Raw genomic sequence first — 17,468 nt, forward strand, 5'->3', positions numbered from 1 at the left:
ATCAGGACAGGTTGTACGGTCAAGCGGACAGGTAATGCGATGAGAGTGGGACTGGAAGATCTCCAGGCAGTGATTGTCGTGGCACAAGCGGGTGGCTTTCGCGAGGCAGCACGCAGCATCAGTAGCAGCCCGTCGCGTCTGAGTGATGCGGTGCGACGAGCGGAATCACGACTGGGAGTCAGGCTGTTCCATCGCACGACACGCAGCGTGGTGCCAACGGATGCTGGCCGGGCGCTGCTGGAGCGGCTGACACCGGCCATGACTGAGGTGGCATCGGCTCTGGATGCCGTGAACGTCTTTCGTGACCGGCCGGCCGGCACGTTACGGCTGCATGTGCCGGTGAGCGCCTCGCGATTGGTGTTACCACATCTCGTCCCAGGCTTTCTGATGCAGTATCCGGATATTCAGCTCGACATTGTGGCCGACAGCAATGTGGTCAATATCTTCGAGGCCGGTTGTGACGCCGGTATTCGCTATGAAGAGTGCCTGGAACAGGACATGATCGCGGTGCCGATCGGGCCGCGCGTCCAGCGTTTTGCGGTGGCGGCGGCGCCAGCGTATCTACGGCGTTACGGCAGGCCCGGTCACCCCCATGAGCTGCTTGACCACCGGTGTCTGCTCGGGAAATACAGCACCGGCAGGTTGCCCGAGTGGGAGTTCGAGAAGGACGGCGAGGTGATCAGGGTGCGCCCCTCGGGGCCGCTGACCGTGAGTATCGGAGCCGCCGTGGATCTGGCCGTGGATGCAGCGGTCCAGGGGGTGGGGATCATTCAGTTGTTCGAACAATGGCTGACGCCCTACCTGCAGGATGGCTCGCTGGAGCCGGTGCTCGAGCCCTGGTGGTTGTCGTTCTCAGGCCCCTTCCTGTATTACCCGGACCGACGCCTGGTGCCGGCGCCATTGCGAGCGTTCATTGAACATGTGCGCGAGCAGAACCGGGCGAGTGGTGGGGTCAGATCCTGAGAACATATATTCGATATCGGTTGCTGCACGCCTGAAATGCGCAGTGTTGTAACGTTGGCCCGGCGGGCGATGACGATCATGACGCCAGCAGTTTCTCCAATCCCGCCGTTGCTGCCTGCGCCACCTGCACCAATCGTGCTTCGCTCATGCCCTTTCGCGCGCTGGCGGAAAGCCCGCACAGGGTGCTGATCACATAATCCGTCACCTGGTCAGCCGCTTGCGGATGCGTACGTGCGATGAATTCCCGTATCTGCGCCTGGCCCTGTTCGGCGGTGTATCGCGCCAGCGCTGTACTCTCCGACTGATCGCTGCCACACGCAGTTTCGAGCACCAGGCAGCCACGCTGCTCGGGATCGCGGCCATAGATATGGGCTGCATTCTCCAGTAACGCGGCAAGTGCCTGGATCGGTGGGTGCTCGGAGTGGAGACACGCTTTCAGCGTCAGGGCAGAAGACGAGTGGCCGTAATGCTCCAGCACACGGGCGAAGAACTCGGCCTTGCTTCCGAAGGCCTTGTAGAAGCTCGGGGGCTTGATGCCCAGTGCCTCGGTCAGCATTGCCAGACTGACCCCCTCGTAACCGTGCGCATGGAACAGTCGCTGACCGGTCTCCAGCGCCTCATCGATATCAAAACCTCGTGGCCGGCCACGCCCGGATAATTTTGTATCGGTCACTACAAAAACCCTTGTGAGTCTCTCTCTCGTGAATTATATAGTGACTACTACCAAATTGACTATGGAGCATGGGCATGGAAGAGTTTGCAGGCAGCAACGTGATGGTCGTGGGCGGCAGTCGAGGCATCGGGGCGGCCATCGTGACGGCGTTTGCCAAAGCGGGTGCTTCGGTACGCTTTACCTATTCGGGGTCTCGGGCAGCAGCGGAAGCGTTGGCGGAAAAAACCGGCGCCACGGCGATACAGTCTGATGCCGGGAATCGGGATGAGGTCATCGCGACGGTGCGTGAGGCTGGTCCGCTGGATGTGCTGGTCTTCAATGCCGGGGTTGCAGTACTGGGAGACCCTTTGGAAATTGAACCGGACGTCATCGATCATTTGATTGATGTCAATGTGCGAGGGCCCTATTACGCTTCGGTCGAGGCCGCCCGAAAGATGCCGGAGGGTGGACGCATTATTGTCATTGGCTCGATCAACGGCGATCGCGTCGCGTTTCCGGGGTTCGCCGCCTATTCCATGAGCAAGTCGGCACTGCAGGGCATGGCGCGAGGCCTGGCGCGGGATTTCGGCTCGCGCGGCATCACCGTCAATATTATTCAGCCGGGACCCACGGATACCGATATGAACCCCGCCGATGGTGAGCTTGCCGGGATGGTCACGGGGGCAATGGCGATCCAGCGGTACGGTACCGCCGAAGACGTTGCCAGCCTGGCGCTCTATCTGGCCGGGCCTCACGCCAGTGGCATTACCGGTGCGATGCATACCATTGATGGTGGTTATGGCGCCTGAACCAATGGCCCAGGAGGGGGCTCGCGGGGCGTTGTGACGCCTGGTAGGACATAAATGCGCGGGCAGCGATTGCCCGCGCTTTCCTTGCCAGAGGCTGGTTCAGGCGCTGTTGATTCGATCGATGAAATCATTCAGGTCACGATTGAAATGATCGGACTCTTCGAGAAACGGGGCATGACCCGAGTCGTTGTAAATCCTGCTCTCGATACGCGGGTTGAGGGTCCTGGCTCTTGCAATGGCAGGTTCCGGTTTGATCAGTGCATCATGAGCGCCGTAGATGAACAGTAGCGGTACGGTGGTGTTACTCAACCCATCAGCGGCCGGGATCGTCAGCGACATGACGGCGCGTTGCATCGTCCATGAGGCCAGCGCAGCATTGGCCAGCAGGCGTGCGAAGATGGGTCGCTCCGGCTGATGATAGAAGCAGAGCCCGAGGAAGGTGCGCTCGCCGTCCAGATGTGTTTGCAGATCCGGCGAAATCATGTCCCGATAGACCTCGGGATGGGGGGTAATCTGATCCGGCTTGAGTTCGACCACGCCATCGACGTAAACCGCGCCGGCAATGGTGTTATCGCCGTAGGCCGCGAGGTAGTTGGTAATCACGGCGCCACCCAGAGACCAGCCTACCAGTACTGGTCGATCAACCCCGAGTGCCTCGATGATTACTGCCAGATCGTCCGCCCAGCGCCGGCCCTCGGTATAGGCCGAAGCCTGTGTGGGTTTACCGGAGAGTCCATGACCACGAAGATCATAGGTGATCAGGCGGTGGCGCTGAAGGGCTGGATCGTCCAGCTGTTGTGCCCAGTTCAGTCGACTGCCCAGCAGGCCATGGATGAAAATGATCGGTGAGCCGGCGGGGTTGCCTGTTTCCTGCACGGCCAGGGTCACGCCATCCGGGGCCTTGACGGTGTAGTGATGCTGCTCGGCACGGGCCAGTGTTGAAGAGGCCAGCAGGACAAGAGTAAGCAGCAGTGGGACCAGCGTGCGATAGTACAGTGGTTGTGACATGAAACCTTCCTCGGAGTGTCGGGAGGGTTCCAGCCTCACCCTTGACACTGGTGTCAGGGTCAAGCGAAAAGAGCGAGCGTAACGTTCATGGCGTCTTATCCCTGCCCACGGGCACTATCCATCGGAGAGCTGGCCCGGCAGACCGGTGCGAGTCGGCGCTCGCTGCGCCATTATGATGAGCAGGGTCTGCTGGCATCGGCCCGTGCCGATAACGGTTATCGCCTTTTTCCGCCGGGGACCATTGTCCGGGTCCGGCAGATTCGCTGTCTGATTTCGGCGGGGTTCAGCCTGGAGGAGATCCGTACCTTCCCCGAGTGCATGCTGGCGGAGGAAGGCGCCGGGGCCTGTCCGGAAACCCTGGCGGTGCAGCGTCAGCGTCTGACCCATCTGGAGCAGCAGATCGCAGAGTTCGAGCGGCGGCGAGCGCTGCTGTGTCGCATCCTCGAAGAGTGTGAGTCGGCCATTGAACCGGTCGAGCAAGAGCCTGCGGAGGCCGTGATCCAGGCCACTCATTCATCAGCTCGGGCATTTACCTCTCAACATCATGGTTCACGCTAAACCACATCTGCCGAGCAAAACCTGCCCCGTCTGCCAGCGCTCCTTCAGTTGGCGAAAGAAGTGGGCGCGAAACCGGGAGCACGTTGTCTACTGTTCCGAGCGTTGCCGGCGGCAGGGTCGAGGGTAAGCCGCGCACTCGTGACGTTATCAGGACGCTGTTCGGGTGTATGCGCGAATCGTCGCAGAGACGAGTTGGCACTCAAAGCACCCGATACATCTCCAGAAATACGCCGTTGGCCGTACGCCGGCCGCTGCAGACAAACAGATGCTCCGTCAGCCAGCGCAGACGCTCGCCATAGACCTCGAACGTCGGCACGGCTCGAAAGTAGATCTCTTCCGGCGGAATATCGTTGAAGAAGCTCATGTCGTCATCGAACAGCCGCTCGCGCCACGCATGAGGAATGCGGCGAATGCCGTTGTTCTCGATATAGAACCGTTCACCTTCCCGGGTTTCCACTGCATAGCGAGCCGAGAGTCGGCAGAGACCGTGGCGATCGATGATCTGGCTGTCCACGCCGCCGGGGAGTACCCGGCCTTCAATGGCACCGCTGACCTGACCATTCAGGATCGGGATCAGCTGGCGCTTGCCATGGATGGGATCGTTGCTGATCCGAGTGGGTGTGTCGACGGTAATATCGATGCGAAACGAGAACTGAAGGGCCGGGGACATGAGGGCTCCGGAAGAATGGGATAGGTCACTCTAACACCGGCTATGGCGTGATCGTCAGGTTGTACCGAAGTGATCCCTGTACACCTCCACCACCCAGTCGATGAATACCCGAACCCGCGGCGATAACTGACGCCGCTGCGGGTAGACCGCCCAGAGTGGCAGCACCGGTTGCTCCCAGTCAGGCAGTACTTCCACCAGCTCGCCATGCTCAAGTCTGTCGGCAACACTGAATCGCGGCAGCTGAATCAATCCACATCCCTGCAGTGCCGCCATGACATAGCTTGCCGCATCATTGACCGTCATCCAGCCCCCGGCTTCGAATGCCTGGGATCGGCCTTTCACCATTACCTCCAGAGTGCTATCGACCGGCTGGTTACCGGAAAAGAAACGTACGACCTGATGATGAGTCAGTTCATCGGGATGACGAGGATGACCAGCGTAAGCCAGGTAGTCCGGACTGGCGCAGATCACCTGGGACATCTCGGCCAGCTTGCGCCCGACCAGACTGGAATCTTCCGGCACGCCGGCTCGCAGGGCACAGTCGATGCCTTCTCCCACCAGATCCACTCGACGATCGCCACTGGTGAGTACGACATCCAGTGCCGGATAGAGATGCCTGAATTCCCGGATGCGTGGCAGAACGATTCGTTGGGCGTGAGTGCCATGCATCTCGATCCTCAATATACCGCTCGGGCTGGCGGCACCCGGCTTCACCAGAGTTTCGGCTTCTTCCAGCTCACTGAGTAATTGAATGCAGCGCTCATGAAAGATCCGGCCTTCGGGGGTAGGGCGCACCTGACGGGTGGTGCGCTCCAGAAGACGAGCACCCAGGCGTGCCTCGAGCTGCTGAATGGCGAGCGTGGCAGTCGCGCGTGGAATCTCCAGCATGTTGGCGGCGCGGGTAAAGCTACCGGTCTCGACGATGCGCGTAAAAAGCGTCAGTGACTCAAAACGATCCATGATGATTGTTATGACTGGCTGAATAGTGTTGTCAGTATAGCGCCGATTATTTTTCCCGGGTCAACGACGATACTGGTTCCCGACGCCAACATTACTGAAACAGGAACCCGCTCATGAATCAGATCCATGAACATGTTGCCATTGTGACCGGCGCTTCCCGGGGGATCGGACGGGCCATTGCTTCGAAACTGGCCGCTGATGGTTTTGCCGTGGTCGTCAACTATGCCGGTAATACCGAACGTGCCAATGAAACGGTTGCCGATATCGAATCGGCCGGAGGTCGGGCACTGGCAGTGCAGGGTGATATCGCCGATCCGGCAGCAGTCGAGCAGCTGTTTGCCGCCACACAGGAAGCGTTCGGCAGACTCGATGTAGTGGTTAACAATGCCGGCATCATGCAGATGGCGAATATCGCGACCGACAACGTCGAAGTGCTCGATCGCACACTGGCTACCAATCTGCGCGGCAGCTGGCTGATCATGGCCAGGGCGGCCGAGGTATTGAGAGAGGGCGGTCGCATCATCGCGTTCTCTTCCTCGGTACTGGGCAAGTCGTTTCCCGGCTATGGGGCCTACATTGCCAGCAAGGCCGGTGTCGAAGGGCTGGTCAGGGTGCTCGCCAATGAGCTGCGTGGGCGTGAGATTAACGTCAACGCCGTGGCTCCCGGGCCGGTGGCGACCGAGCTGTTTTTCGAAGGCAAGAGTGACGAGCAGATACAGGCGATTGCCAATCTGTCGCCGTTCGAGCGACTCGGCAAGCCCGAGGAAATTGCCGATGTCGTATCTTTTCTTGCCGGTCCGCAGGGGCGCTGGATCAACGGTCAGATTCTCCGCGCCAACGGCGGGATGGTGTAACCCAGGCGCTTTTGCAGCGATTTCAGGAGGACAACATTATGCCCTTTGCCAACTACAAGTTTCCCGAAGGGATTCTCGATCATGCCCGCAAGGAAGACATCATTCATCGCACCACCGACATGTTCGTTGAATACTTCGGTGAAGAGGTGCGTCCCTACACCATGGTACTGGTAGAAGAGGTTGCCGATGGTGGATGGGGGCGCGCCGATGAGACGCTCACGCTTAAGAAGATGGGGATACAGCCCACCAAAGCCTGATGAATCTGTCTGAAAAAGTGCCGCCGGACCTTCTTCCGGCGGCATGTTCAGGGTCGGCCACCGATGGCGGCCTAATGGCGTTTCGCGAGCGGGACGTCGGCATGATCGCCAGAGACCGACCCTGAATCTGTAAGGGAGGCAGTAGTATGGCGTGCTCGCAGCAGGTGGCTGAGCGCAACGCCCGCGGCCAATAACCCGGCGCCAGCGCCCACCAGCATCGCCCAGCGTGGACCGGCGTGATCAGCAATGGCCCCGACGATAGGCGCGCCGATCGGTGTGCCGCCCATGGTGACGGCGATCCGCAATGCCATGACCCGCCCGCGCATGGCAGGTTCGGTCGTAAGCTGCATGAGGGCATTGGAGCCGGTATTGAAGGTCAGGGCGGAGAGCCCGGTCAGCACCAATACACCGGCAAACAGCCAGACATTGGGCGTTAGTGCCGCCAGTGCACAGCACAGCCCGAAACAGAGCGTAGCGATCGCCAGCAGGCGTATGTTCGGTCGTTCACGCCTGGCAGCGAGCAGGGCGCCACTGACCGAGCCGATCGCCAGCGCGGAGGTCAGCAGACCGTACTGATCGGCCTGACCGTGAAATACGCTCACGGACATGGTCGAGATATAGATCGGAAAGTTGAAGCCGAAGGTGCCGATCAGAAACAGCATGACCAGCATCGTTTTCAGATCGGGCCGCTGCCAGACGTATCGAAATCCTTCCAGCAGACCCCCGGCGCGGCGCTGCGAGCGGGGCGTCATATGCAGCTCGCTGCGTCGCAGCAGGCAGAGTGAACCGAGGACGGCGGCAAACGAGAGCGCATTGATCAGAAACACCCAGCCGGTCCCGATGGCGGCAATCAGCAGTCCTGCCACGGCCGGCCCGATCATGCGGGCGCTGTTGAATGACGTTGAGTTGAGCGCTACAGCGTTGGAGAGATACTGCTCGCCAACCAGCTCGTTAACGAAGGTCTGACGCGCCGGTGCATCGAAGGCAGTGACGCAACCCAGCCCAAGGGCGAACAGATAGACCTGCCAGAGCGTGACGACGCCAGTGACGGTAATCAGCCCGAGCCCCAATGCCAGCAGCCCAAGCAGGGCCTGAGTGAGCATGATCAGCCGGCGTCGGTCGAAGCGATCGGCGGCGTAGCCGGTCAGTGGCAGCAGCAGCAATTGAGGCCCGAACTGCAGAGCCATGGTCACGCCTACAGCACTGGCGTTGTGGTCGGTCAGGATGGTCAGCACCAGCCAGTCCTGGGCGACACGCTGCATCCAGGTACCGATGTTGGATACCAGCGCTCCGGCTGACCAGAGTCGAAAATTGTAAAGCCGCAGTGAGCGGAACAGCCGCGTATCGCTCATGCGCTACGCTAGTGCCGGTTGGGGAGCTATATCAGTACGACAGGGGTACGGCTGGAAAAAACAGTATACGCAGTGAATGTCATCTTCTGGCATCGGCAACAGGGAAGTTCCTTGGCTGAACGGAAACATGACGAGAATGAAGCGAACGGTGTCTCGTCTGCCACTCGAAGGTTAGCAGATTAATGGCCAACACCGCCTCTTCCTGGAGCGAGAGGCCGCTTGCAGGGCCGGTTTTCGATGCGCAGTCGGTATTCAGAAGGGCGGGCGTCGGTAGTCTCGCTGACGCCGGCCGGCCTGTACCCACCATCCCAGGTCATCGGTGAAGCGTTTGAAGGCACGCTCGAGAGAAGCGCCATCATCCCCCAGTGGTTGGCCGTGTTCATCCAGGGTGCTTTCGAGATTGCCCACGCTGACGCGACTCGAGACCACGATCATTCCCATCTCTGAGAGCGTGGCATGCCACGCCTCGGCTGCGTAGGTACCACCGAGACGGCCTGCGGAATAACTGACGATGCCGGCCGGGCGCCAGAACCACTCCTCGAGAAAGTGATCGGTCAGGTTCTTGAGGCCTGGCTGTGGTCCCCGGTTGTATTCGCCGGTCACGAAGACAAAGCCATCCGCCCGACGAATTTTCCTGGCCAGGGTTTCCATCACTTCCGGTGCCTCGCCAGGAGCGTATTCCTTGTACATGCGATTCAGCATCGGAAGAGCGAGAGCCCGGGCATCGATCAGTTCGGCCTTGAAGCCTCGGAGGTTGAGCGTGCGTACGGCGTAATCGGCCAGGCGGATACCGGTACGATCGGATCGGTAGGAACCGTAGAAAACGAGCAACTGATCGGACATCGGAATGCTCCTTGCATGACCCGGGAAAGGGAAGGGCGCGGTGGACGACCTCATCGCTCATTCTGGTTCGGATGGGCCTGACTGTCCCGGATATTCGATATCACCTGGCAAGGAACTCGGGCTCGCTGAATGATCGTTAACACGCTATTTTTCCATGGAATGCGCGGGTCAGCAGTCCGATGGATCGCTGACCTGACCCTTGTCTGAAATATCAGGAATGAATCATGAGTGACAACAGCGATTACACGCCGCCGAAGGTCTGGGAGCCGAAAGAGAGCGGAGGCAAGTTTGCCAGCATCAACCGACCGGTGGCCGGACCCACGCATGACAAGGCACTGTCGGTGGGCAAACATCCGTTTCAGCTCTATTCGCTGGCCACACCCAATGGCGTGAAGGCCGGTGTGATGTTCGAGGAGCTGCTGGCGCTGGGCCACAGTGAGGCCGAATATGATGCCTGGCTGGTCAACATTGGCGAGGGGGAACAGTTCGGCAGTGGTTTTGTCGAGATCAACCCGAACTCCAAGATCCCGGCCATGGTCGATCACAGTGGCGACAAGCCGATCAGAGTGTTTGAATCCGGCTCGATTCTGCTCTATCTGGCAGAAAAGTTCGGGGCCTTTCTGCCCACGGATATCGCCACGCGTACAGAAACCCTGAACTGGCTGTTCTGGCAGATGGGTAGTGCGCCTTTCGTGGGGGGCGGTTTCGGGCATTTCTACAGCTATGCACCGGTCAAGCTCGAATACCCCATTGACCGCTACACCATGGAGACCAAGCGCCAGTTGGATGTGCTTGATCGTCGACTGGCGGATAATCGCTATCTGGCCGGTGACGAGTACACCATTGCCGATATCGCCAACTGGGCCTGGTATGGGCAACTGGTGCTGGGCAGGCTCTACGATGCCGCCGAATTCCTGCAGGTGCATACCTACGAGCATGTCGTTCGCTGGGCCAAAGAGATCGATGCCCGTCCCGCGGTGCAGCGTGGTCGTATGGTGAATCGCACCTTCGGCGAGCCGGAAACCCAGTTGCATGAGCGTCACGATGCCAGCGACTTCGAAACGAAAACGCAGGACAAGATCGGCCAGTAAGGCGCTGACGGTTCGATTCGAATGGCCCGGCTTCGCGCCGGGCCTTTTTCGTCTTGCGAACACAGGGGGATGGCGTCGATGTGCCGCGGGTCATTCATCGCCCGAATGACCCGGGCCGGGTATTCTGTAGTGGCTGGCATCGGGTTCGGTAAGCTCCGGTGACCGGAGACAATGATTCAAGGTGAGAGCGCTGGTATGGAACAAGGCGGTTCGAACGACGGAATCCGGGATGTCGTGGTCATCGGTGGAGGTGCCAGCGGATTGGCGGCAGCCCGGATACTGGCGCAGCGTGGCAGGCAGGTGACGCTGCTCGAGCGTGGTGCCTGCGTAGGAGGCAATATCAGTACTCGGCGGGAAGGGGATTGGCAGATCGAGGTTGGCCCCAACACCCTGATCATGAAGCCGCCGTTGTATAGGTTGTTGGGCGAGCTTGAGTTGCTTGATGAAGCTCAGCCGGCCAACGCCGAGGCGCGCAAGCGCTTTATCGCGCTCAAGGGCCGGACGGTGGCACTGCCGACCCATCCATTGCGCGCCTTTACCAATCCGTTGATCGGTGCTTCGGGCTGGTCGCAGATCGTGCGTGAGCCGTTTGTTCGGCGGTCTCGCAAGCAGGAGGAGAGCCTGGCGGATTTCGTCGAACGTCGCCTGGGGCGTCGTGTGCTCGAGCACATGGTCGATCCCTTTGTTTCGGGTGTCTATGCGGGAGACCCGGCACGTCTTTCGGCACAGGCGGCGATGCCAAAGCTGGTGGCGCTGGAACGCGAATACGGCTCACTGATTGCCGGTGGGGTAGCGCGGCTGTGGCAGTCACGCCGCTCGCCCCCTGTGTTGCCGCAACAGTGGCGAGGTCAGCTGGTCAGCTTTCCTACGGGTTTGCAGCGTCTGGCCGAGCGGCTTGGCGAATGCATTACCGCTGAACCCGGCGGTGAAATCCGCTGTGATTGTGATGTGACGAGTGTGCAGCGTGAGGAGGCTCACTGGCGGGTGGGCACGGCCAATGGTGAGTACTGGCGGGCACGACAGCTGGTGATGGCCGTACCGGCGCCGGTCGCCGCCGAACTGCTGGCCCCGCTCGACCCGGCACTGGCTGAACCGCTGGCGGCCATCCCCTATCCGCCGGTCAACGCCATTGCTCTGGGCTTTCGTGAGAACGATATCACGCATCCACTGGATGGCTTTGGCGTACTGATTCCGAGTGTTGAGCGACGTCGCACTCTGGGAGCGCTGTTCTCTTCGACGATCTTTCCCGGACGGGCGCCCGATGGGCATATTCTGCTCAATGTCTTTCTCGGGGGGCGACGTCAGCCGGATTCGGCAGCTGGTGATGATGATGCGCAGGTGGCCCAGGCCGTCAGTGATCTGCGTGATTTGCTGGGGATTCGTGGCGAGCCGGTGTGGCAGCAGGTCAGTCGCTGGCCGCAGGCCATTCCGCAGTATGAACTGGGCCATGGCGAGCGGATTGCAGCACTGGATGAGGCACTGTCGCGACATCAGGGGCTGTCTTTGGTGGGCAACTGGCGTGATGGGATTTCGGTTGGCGATTGCCTGGAAAATGGCCGATTGCTGGGTGAGCGGCTGGCGTCATCGTTTGCCGAATGATTCGATAAAACATCATGCCATCAGGTACCAGGGGCAACCTCCCGGGGAGGCCACTGGTCTGATCTCCGGCCTGCTGCTACGCTCGCGTTCCCGCGCGCATCAGGGCAGTAGCGCTGGCCCTGAGCGGTGAATCATGTCCTGTATGCTCCCGAACGGAATGATCTGATGAAAGCAATACTGGCGGCGTACTGCCGCACCTCCCTGATTCTGCGCATCAGTATTGCGCTGGTACTGGGCGTCGCGTTCGGTCTGGTGGGCGGTGAAAGCGTCGCAGGCTGGCTGGCGCCATTCGGTGATCTGTTATTGCGGCTGCTGCAGTTTCTGATCGTGCCGATTGTGCTGTTCACTCTGATGGTGGGCGTCAATCAGTCCGAGCCCGGTAGCATGGGACGCCGAGGTGGCCGGGTCTTCATTTACTACGTGGTGACCTCGGCGCTGGCCATCGTGGTGGGGCTGATCGTGGCTTCGCTGTTCGAGCCGGGTCGAGGGTTGCAGCTCGCCAGTGATGCCCGGGTCAGCGTACCGGACAATCCCGGCTTTGTTCATGTACTGCTGAGTATTGTGCCTGACAATATCGTTGCGGCGTTTACCGAACCCAACCTGCTCGGGATCATCTTTACTGCGTTCGTCTTTGGCGTGGCGCTTTTGAAATTGCGACACAGCGAGCATCAGCATGAACTGGGCGAGCGGCTCTACAGTGTCATCGAGGGGTTGAACGCGGTGACCATGAAAGTCATGGCGGGCGTCCTTCAGTATGTGCCCGTTGGGGTCTTCGCCATCGTTGCTGAAACTGTCGGCCGTCAGGGAATGGCCACCATTCTCTCACTGGGCAACATGGTGGCGGTGCTGTATATCGCGCTGGCCGTTCAATTGGTTATCTACTGTGTGCTGATGCTGGCCTTCGGCGTACGCCTGCGTGATTTTTTCCGTGAGGCGCGTACACCGATGGCGACCGCTTTTGCCACTCAGAGCAGCAGTGGGTCGCTGCCCCTGTCGCTCGATGCTGCTCGTCGCCTGGGCATTCCGCAGTCGCTTTATGGGTTCAGCCTGCCACTGGGCGCCACCGTCAACATGGATGGTGCTGCCATTCGCATTGCGATCTCGGCGGTGTTCGCGTCCAACGTTGTGGGGGTACCCCTCGATCTGATGAGCATGATCGAGATTGTGCTGATCGGCACGCTGACCTCGATCGGCACCGCCGGTGTACCCGGTGCCGGAATCGTCATGATCGCGACCGTATTCGCCCAGGTGGGGTTGCCGATCGAAACCGTGGCGTTGCTGACCTCGATCGATGCGTTGGTCGGAATGGGGTGTACAGCGCTTAACGTCACTGGTGATCTGACCGGTACTGCGTTGATCGCCAGGGCTGAAGGGCGTCGAATCGCTGCCACTGGAATGGCGGAGCCGGAGAGAGAGACAGGCTGAATCGACGCGCCTTTGATCGGATAGACGTTTTCCATGACCCGCCCGCAGGCGGGTTTTTCATGTCATGTACCCGTAGCACAACCTCCTCTGGGCAAAGAAGTGCGGGCTTCATATTGCATTCAGCCAGACTTTTGATACTCGCTCCCAATCCTCTCGTGGAGCGTATGCAATGAGCGAAGCCAGGCAGAATCCTCGAACGCCCCTGAACCTGTACCGGGACATCGATTACAAGGTCGAGCCGGTCTGGGTCAGATCCTCGGATGCTGCAAGAGCAGACGTGGAAGCCTTCATCAAAGTGCGTTTTGCGGCGCTTCATGACGCCACTATCCGGCATTTCATGCCATCACTACTGACCCTGCGAGATGCCGAGGGCGTGATGCTGGCGGTGGCAGGTGCAAGAGCAGCAGGAGAGGAGACGCTTTTTCTCGAACGCTATCTGGATGAGCCGATCGAACATGCGCTGGCCCGAGTGCTGCACACCACCGTCGAGCGAGATCGAGTGGTCGAAGTAGGCAATCTGGCTGTCGCCGGGCCCGGCCATGCCCGGCTCATGATTATTGCCATGACTCGGCAGTTGGCACGAGCCGGTTTCGAATGGGTAGTTTTCACAGGTGGAACTTCGCTGTTCAACAGTTTTCGTCGTCTCGGATTGATGCCTCGGAGAGTAGCGCCTGCCGATCCGTCGCGGCTGGGAGAGGAGTGCCAGTGGTGGGGTCATTATTACGATGACACCCCTTTCGTGCACGTCGGCCATATCCGCCAGGGACTTGAACTGCTGAACGGGAATGGACGCCTTGAGCTGCGGAGAAGCCACCATGCTGCCTGAACGCTCTGGTATCGAGCGCCTTCGGCACACGCTGGCCTGCTGGGCACAGGAACCGCAGCGACTGGCGCTGTTGGGAGACAGGAATACCTTGACGTATTCCGAGCTGCTGGCCGCCATTGAAGCCCGTGAGAGCTGGCTTCGCCAGCATGCCATCAGGGTAGCGGCCCTGGCGCTCGATAATGGTCCGGATGCATTGATCTGGGATCTGGCCTTGCTGTTGTCCGGCATTCCTGTGGTGACTCTGGCGCCGTTTTTCAGTGCCGAGCAACGTCGTCACTGTCTTGACAGCTGCGCTGTCGATTGTCTGATCGGCGACGGCGTACCGAGCTTCGAGCTGAGCGCAGCCGGTTTTCATCATGATCGTGGCGCCTGGTGGCGAACGCCGGCAGGCGAAGTGTCGTTACCGAAGGGAACGGCAAAGGTGACCTATACCTCAGGAACTACCGGGCGACCCAGGGGAGTTTGTCTGGTGGCCGAACAGTTATTGAAGGTCGCCGGTGCGCTCGAAGGTGCCACTCGCGAAGCCGCTTCAAAAAGGCATCTGGTACTGATGCCACTGGGGGTGTTGCTCGAAAATCTGGGGGCCTATGCCGCCCTGCTTTCCGGGGCCGAGGTGATATTGCCCGGCAGTACGACACTGGGCCTGAAAGGTGCAACCGGGGTGGAGTGGCCCCGGCTGCTCCAGGTCGTCCATCGCACGCGGCCTGAAAGTCTGATTCTGGTCCCTCAGCTGCTTGGGGGGGTGTTGACTGCCATGGAACAGGGGCTGATCGACGCACGAACATTCCGCTTCATGGCAGTGGGTGGTGCCCCGGTAGCCGAATCGCTGCTGGAGCGGGCCAAAGCCCTGGCGTTACCGCTTTATCAGGGCTATGGCCTTTCGGAATGTGCATCGGTGATATGCCTCAATGTTCCCGGCGCCAATCGGCCGGGTAGTGTCGGGCGACCGCTGCCGCATATCAGGCTGCGACTTTCTGCAAGTGGCGAAGTCGAGGTCGCCGGTAGCCAGTTTGCGGGCTATCTCGGTGAGGCACCCATGACTGATGAATGGTTGAAAACCGGTGATCTGGGTGCGTTCGACGACGAAGGTTATCTGTTTCTGCACGGGCGCCTGAAGCATCAGTTCATTACCGGCTTTGGACGCAATGTCGATCCGGGCTGGATTGAAGCCGAACTGACTCAGGGTGGGCCGATTGCCCAGGCGTACGTGCAGGGTGAGGGCGCTTCTCATAACGCAGCGCTGATCGTACCGGCGACTGCTGAATGCAGTGATTCCGAAATCGCCGCCACGATTGCCGCGACCAATCATCGCTTGCCTGATTACGCGCGAGTGGGTGTATGGCACCGACTCGATGAACCCTTTACTCCCACCAACGGGCTGCTGACGGCCACGGGCCGCCTGCGTCGTGCGGCCATTCAGGCCCGATATGACGGGCTGATTATCTCACTGCTTCAATCATCGGAGGTTGTGTCATGAGTTTTTTCAACCAGCTGCAACAGGCTACGGCCGTTGAACGTCAGACCCTGTTTGAATTGCCGATTATCCGCGATGCCCTCGAGGGCCGGGTGACGCTGGAGAGTTATTGCGCCTTTCTGGAGCAGGCCTATCACCATGTGCGACATACTGCCCCGCTGATGATGGCATGTGGCTCCCGGTTACCGGCGCATCAGGAATGGCTGAGAGAGGCAACCTGCGAGTACATCGAGGAGGAGTATGGTCACGATCAGTGGATCCTGTCCGATATCACTGTCTGTGGCGGTGATGCCGAAGCAGTACGTTACGGTGAGCCTGGCTTGTCCATGGAGTTGATGGTGGCCTATCTCTACAACTATATCGATCGGCATAACCCGGTCGGTCTGTTCGGTATGGTTAATGTATTGGAGGGTACGAGTATTGCTCTGGCTACCCAGGCGGCCGATGCGATTCGCGAGACTTTGGCGTTGCCTGCCGAAGCTTTCAGTTATCTCCATTCACACGGCACGCTTGACCAGGAGCATATGGAAACCTACCGGGCTTTGATGGATCAGTTGACCGATCCTGACGATCAGGCAGCCGTCATTCATGTCTCGAAGGTGGTGTATCGGCTCTATACCGACATGTTCCGGGCTTTGCCACAGCCGGAAACTCAGGTTCGGGAGCAGGCCAATGCAGCTCTCTGAGTGTCGGGTGGTGCTGACCGGTGCGAGTGGCGGGATCGGCCAGGCCCTGGTAGAACAGCTTTGCGATGGGGGCGCTACTGTACTCGCTGTCGGACGAAGAATGGCAGAGCTGCAACCACTGAGTGAGCGATTTGGCGAGCGCTTGAGGCTGGTCAATGCGGATCTGACGTCCAGTGCAGGACGCCAGATGGTGGTCGAGGCAACTCGTCGGCTGGAAGGGGTCAATGTGCTGCTTAATGCAGCAGGTATCAATCGCTTTGCTCTGTTCGAAGCGCTCGATGAGACGCAGATCGAAGCCATGATGGCAGTGAATGTTACAGCGACGCTGCAGCTCACACGCCAGTTACTTCCCTTGTTGCGTAGTCAGCCTGAAGCGCTGGTGGCCAATCTCGGCTCGACCTATGGCTCTATCGGCTATCCGGGATACGCCACCTACTGTGCCAGCAAGTTTGCTCTCCGGGGGTTTACCGAAGCCTTGCGCCGAGAGTACGCCGATACGCGTGTCAGAGTGCTCTACATTGCGCCGCGAGCAACGCGTACAGGAATGAACGACAGCGCTGCCATGGCGTTGAATGCTGCGCTCAAAAGTCATGTGGATGAACCGACTCATGTGGCTCGTGCGGTGATCAGAGCCATTGGGGAGTCTGGCAATGAGTTTTATCTGGGATGGCCGGAGAAGCTGTTTGTTCGTCTCAATCAGCTGTTGCCGGGTCTCATTGATCGTGCGCTTCGCAAGCAGTTGCCGGTAGTACGGCGCTTTTGTCGTCACGATGGTGTCAACGGGGAATCCTCATGAGGTGCATCATGTTAAGAACATGGCTGGTTATCATGGCATTACTGGGCAGCCATTCGACGCTGGCGGCGGATCATGACCGACTCGCAGCGATCCAGCAGCGATGGGCTGAGATTCAATATCGTATGCCGGAAGAGAAAAGGGCAGATGCCTTTGAACAACTGGCAGAGCGTACCCGGGCCTGGACCAGCTCGGCGCCCGGTGAAGCCCCGGCATGGATATGGCAGGGCATTGTGCTCAGTAGCTGGGCAGGTGCCGAGGGAGGTTTGAGTGCTCTTGGCAAGGCAAAGGAGGCCAGAGGCGATTTTGAAAAGGCCATTGCCATTAACCCCTTTGCTCTGAAAGGCTCGGCTTATACCAGTCTGGCGGTTTTGTATGATCGTGTCCCGGGATGGCCGATCGGCTTCGGTGATTCCGACAAGGCAGAAAAACTGCTTGAGCATGCGCTCAATATCAATCCCGGCGGAGTCGATACCCTTTACTTCTGGGCTGATCACCTCTACCGGGAAGGAGAGTATGCCCGGGCACGTACCGCCCTGCTCAAGGCGCAGAAAGCTGCCCCCAGAGCTGGCAGAGAGCTGGCTGATCAGGGGCGGCAGCAAGAGATCGCAACCCTGCTGAGCCAGGTCGAAGCGCATCTGAACTGAT

19 protein-coding genes and 1 pseudogene are annotated in these 17,468 nt (G+C 59.7%); 14 read left to right on the top strand and 6 right to left on the bottom strand.

The features are described from left to right. The first annotated feature begins 39 nt into the window (after positions 1-39). Positions 40-963 carry a LysR family transcriptional regulator gene (locus tag FY550_RS04505; RefSeq protein ID WP_070976008.1) on the top strand — a complete coding sequence of 308 codons (924 nt, stop codon included), beginning with the start codon at positions 40-42 and terminating at the stop codon, positions 961-963. Between the two features lie 76 nt (positions 964-1,039). Here FY550_RS04505 and FY550_RS04510 read toward each other — a convergent pair whose 3' ends face one another. Next, positions 1,040-1,636 carry a TetR/AcrR family transcriptional regulator gene (locus tag FY550_RS04510; protein ID WP_070976010.1) on the bottom strand — a complete coding sequence of 199 codons (597 nt, stop codon included), beginning with the start codon at positions 1,634-1,636 and terminating at the stop codon, positions 1,040-1,042. Positions 1,637-1,737: 101 nt separating this feature from the next. On the opposite strand from FY550_RS04510, the pseudogene FY550_RS04515 reads away from it, so the two are divergent. Beyond that, positions 1,738-2,361: pseudogene (locus FY550_RS04515) on the top strand (SDR family oxidoreductase); the annotation flags it as partial. A gap of 162 nt (positions 2,362-2,523) precedes the next feature. On the opposite strand, the gene FY550_RS04520 reads toward FY550_RS04515, so the two are convergent. After that, positions 2,524-3,432 carry an alpha/beta fold hydrolase gene (locus FY550_RS04520; RefSeq protein ID WP_070976014.1) on the bottom strand — a complete coding sequence of 303 codons (909 nt, stop codon included), beginning with the start codon at positions 3,430-3,432 and terminating at the stop codon, positions 2,524-2,526. 87 nt (positions 3,433-3,519) lie between these two features. Here FY550_RS04520 and FY550_RS04525 point away from each other — a divergent pair, with 87 nt between their 5' ends. Both FY550_RS04525 and FY550_RS04530 read left to right on the top strand, forming a co-directional pair. After that, positions 3,520-3,990, top strand: a complete 471-nt coding sequence (locus tag FY550_RS04525; RefSeq protein ID WP_070976018.1) for a MerR family transcriptional regulator — start codon at positions 3,520-3,522, stop codon at positions 3,988-3,990. After that, positions 3,977-4,117 carry a DUF2256 domain-containing protein gene (locus FY550_RS04530; RefSeq protein ID WP_084387908.1) on the top strand — a complete coding sequence of 47 codons (141 nt, stop codon included), beginning with the start codon at positions 3,977-3,979 and terminating at the stop codon, positions 4,115-4,117. Before FY550_RS04525 ends, FY550_RS04530 begins: the two co-directional genes overlap by 14 nt. Before the next feature lie 72 nt (positions 4,118-4,189). Here the strand turns inward: FY550_RS04530 and FY550_RS04535 are convergent, their stop codons facing one another. Further along, entirely contained in the window at positions 4,190-4,660 is a 471-nt protein-coding gene (locus FY550_RS04535) for a DUF3237 domain-containing protein (RefSeq protein ID WP_070976021.1), read from the bottom strand. A gap of 54 nt (positions 4,661-4,714) precedes the next feature. After that, the gene (locus FY550_RS04540) at positions 4,715-5,620 is read right to left on the bottom strand and encodes a LysR family transcriptional regulator (protein WP_070976023.1); all 906 of its coding nucleotides are present in this window, start codon (positions 5,618-5,620) and stop codon (positions 4,715-4,717) included. Positions 5,621-5,733: 113 nt separating this feature from the next. On the opposite strand from FY550_RS04540, the gene FY550_RS04545 reads away from it, so the two are divergent. Together FY550_RS04545 and FY550_RS04550 are read left to right on the top strand one after the other, a co-directional pair. After that, positions 5,734-6,474 (top strand): SDR family oxidoreductase, encoded by a 741-nt coding sequence (locus tag FY550_RS04545; protein ID WP_070976025.1) that lies wholly within the window; start codon positions 5,734-5,736, stop codon positions 6,472-6,474. Positions 6,475-6,512: 38 nt separating this feature from the next. After that, on the top strand, positions 6,513-6,731 hold the full coding sequence (locus FY550_RS04550) for a tautomerase family protein (RefSeq protein ID WP_070976028.1): 219 nt from the start codon (positions 6,513-6,515) through the stop codon (positions 6,729-6,731). A 71-nt stretch (positions 6,732-6,802) separates the two neighbouring features. Here FY550_RS04550 and FY550_RS04555 read toward each other — a convergent pair whose 3' ends face one another. Further along, positions 6,803-8,083, bottom strand: coding sequence for an MFS transporter (locus FY550_RS04555; RefSeq protein WP_070976030.1), 1,281 nt, complete (start codon positions 8,081-8,083; stop codon positions 6,803-6,805). 252 nt (positions 8,084-8,335) lie between these two features. After that, positions 8,336-8,926, bottom strand: a complete 591-nt coding sequence (locus FY550_RS04560; RefSeq protein WP_070976033.1) for an NADPH-dependent FMN reductase — start codon at positions 8,924-8,926, stop codon at positions 8,336-8,338. A 224-nt stretch (positions 8,927-9,150) separates the two neighbouring features. Here FY550_RS04560 and yghU point away from each other — a divergent pair, with 224 nt between their 5' ends. From yghU to FY550_RS04600, 8 genes are all read left to right on the top strand, one after another. After that, a complete protein-coding gene (gene yghU, locus FY550_RS04565) occupies positions 9,151-10,017 on the top strand; it encodes a glutathione-dependent disulfide-bond oxidoreductase (protein WP_149054384.1) in 867 nt (288 codons plus the stop codon). 195 nt (positions 10,018-10,212) lie between these two features. Further along, positions 10,213-11,616 (top strand): protoporphyrinogen oxidase, encoded by a 1,404-nt coding sequence (gene hemG, locus FY550_RS04570; RefSeq protein WP_084387909.1) that lies wholly within the window; start codon positions 10,213-10,215, stop codon positions 11,614-11,616. Positions 11,617-11,781: 165 nt separating this feature from the next. Continuing rightward, positions 11,782-13,041 (top strand): dicarboxylate/amino acid:cation symporter, encoded by a 1,260-nt coding sequence (locus tag FY550_RS04575; protein ID WP_070976035.1) that lies wholly within the window; start codon positions 11,782-11,784, stop codon positions 13,039-13,041. Between the two features lie 169 nt (positions 13,042-13,210). Then, positions 13,211-13,867 (top strand): thermostable hemolysin, encoded by a 657-nt coding sequence (locus FY550_RS04580; protein ID WP_149054385.1) that lies wholly within the window; start codon positions 13,211-13,213, stop codon positions 13,865-13,867. Continuing rightward, on the top strand, positions 13,857-15,344 hold the full coding sequence (locus FY550_RS04585) for an AMP-binding protein (protein WP_070976040.1): 1,488 nt from the start codon (positions 13,857-13,859) through the stop codon (positions 15,342-15,344). Before FY550_RS04580 ends, FY550_RS04585 begins: the two co-directional genes overlap by 11 nt. After that, positions 15,341-16,027 (top strand): TenA family transcriptional regulator, encoded by a 687-nt coding sequence (locus FY550_RS04590; RefSeq protein WP_070976042.1) that lies wholly within the window; start codon positions 15,341-15,343, stop codon positions 16,025-16,027. Before FY550_RS04585 ends, FY550_RS04590 begins: the two co-directional genes overlap by 4 nt. Then, positions 16,014-16,823, top strand: a complete 810-nt coding sequence (locus FY550_RS04595; protein WP_149054386.1) for an SDR family oxidoreductase — start codon at positions 16,014-16,016, stop codon at positions 16,821-16,823. The genes FY550_RS04590 and FY550_RS04595 overlap by 14 nt, the downstream gene beginning before the upstream one ends. A gap of 8 nt (positions 16,824-16,831) precedes the next feature. Beyond that, a complete protein-coding gene (locus tag FY550_RS04600) occupies positions 16,832-17,467 on the top strand; it encodes a tetratricopeptide repeat protein (protein ID WP_139148611.1) in 636 nt (211 codons plus the stop codon). Position 17,468: the final 1 nt, after the last annotated feature.

The sequence above is a fragment of the Kushneria phosphatilytica genome (genome assembly GCF_008247605.1).
In the GTDB taxonomy this organism is placed as follows: domain Bacteria; phylum Pseudomonadota; class Gammaproteobacteria; order Pseudomonadales; family Halomonadaceae; genus Kushneria; species Kushneria phosphatilytica.

Bases quoted from the DNA above. Each gene is read 5' to 3' on its own strand.
- FY550_RS04540 (WP_070976023.1), bottom strand. From the start codon at position 5,620: ATGGATCGTTTTGAGTCACTGACGCTTTTTACGCGCATCGTCGAGACC.
- FY550_RS04590 (WP_070976042.1), top strand. From the start codon at position 15,341: ATGAGTTTTTTCAACCAGCTGCAACAGGCTACGGCCGTTGAACGTCAG.
- FY550_RS04555 (WP_070976030.1), bottom strand. From the start codon at position 8,083: ATGAGCGATACGCGGCTGTTCCGCTCACTGCGGCTTTACAATTTTCGA.
- FY550_RS04575 (WP_070976035.1), top strand. From the start codon at position 11,782: ATGAAAGCAATACTGGCGGCGTACTGCCGCACCTCCCTGATTCTGCGC.
- FY550_RS04560 (WP_070976033.1), bottom strand. From the start codon at position 8,926: ATGTCCGATCAGTTGCTCGTTTTCTACGGTTCCTACCGATCCGATCGT.
- FY550_RS04585 (WP_070976040.1), top strand. From the start codon at position 13,857: ATGCTGCCTGAACGCTCTGGTATCGAGCGCCTTCGGCACACGCTGGCC.
- FY550_RS04530 (WP_084387908.1), top strand. From the start codon at position 3,977: ATGGTTCACGCTAAACCACATCTGCCGAGCAAAACCTGCCCCGTCTGC.
- FY550_RS04505 (WP_070976008.1), top strand. From the start codon at position 40: ATGAGAGTGGGACTGGAAGATCTCCAGGCAGTGATTGTCGTGGCACAA.
- FY550_RS04595 (WP_149054386.1), top strand. From the start codon at position 16,014: ATGCAGCTCTCTGAGTGTCGGGTGGTGCTGACCGGTGCGAGTGGCGGG.
- FY550_RS04600 (WP_139148611.1), top strand. From the start codon at position 16,832: ATGTTAAGAACATGGCTGGTTATCATGGCATTACTGGGCAGCCATTCG.
- FY550_RS04525 (WP_070976018.1), top strand. From the start codon at position 3,520: ATGGCGTCTTATCCCTGCCCACGGGCACTATCCATCGGAGAGCTGGCC.
- FY550_RS04535 (WP_070976021.1), bottom strand. From the start codon at position 4,660: ATGTCCCCGGCCCTTCAGTTCTCGTTTCGCATCGATATTACCGTCGAC.
- FY550_RS04580 (WP_149054385.1), top strand. From the start codon at position 13,211: ATGAGCGAAGCCAGGCAGAATCCTCGAACGCCCCTGAACCTGTACCGG.
- yghU (WP_149054384.1), top strand. From the start codon at position 9,151: ATGAGTGACAACAGCGATTACACGCCGCCGAAGGTCTGGGAGCCGAAA.
- FY550_RS04545 (WP_070976025.1), top strand. From the start codon at position 5,734: ATGAATCAGATCCATGAACATGTTGCCATTGTGACCGGCGCTTCCCGG.
- FY550_RS04550 (WP_070976028.1), top strand. From the start codon at position 6,513: ATGCCCTTTGCCAACTACAAGTTTCCCGAAGGGATTCTCGATCATGCC.
- hemG (WP_084387909.1), top strand. From the start codon at position 10,213: ATGGAACAAGGCGGTTCGAACGACGGAATCCGGGATGTCGTGGTCATC.
- FY550_RS04520 (WP_070976014.1), bottom strand. From the start codon at position 3,432: ATGTCACAACCACTGTACTATCGCACGCTGGTCCCACTGCTGCTTACT.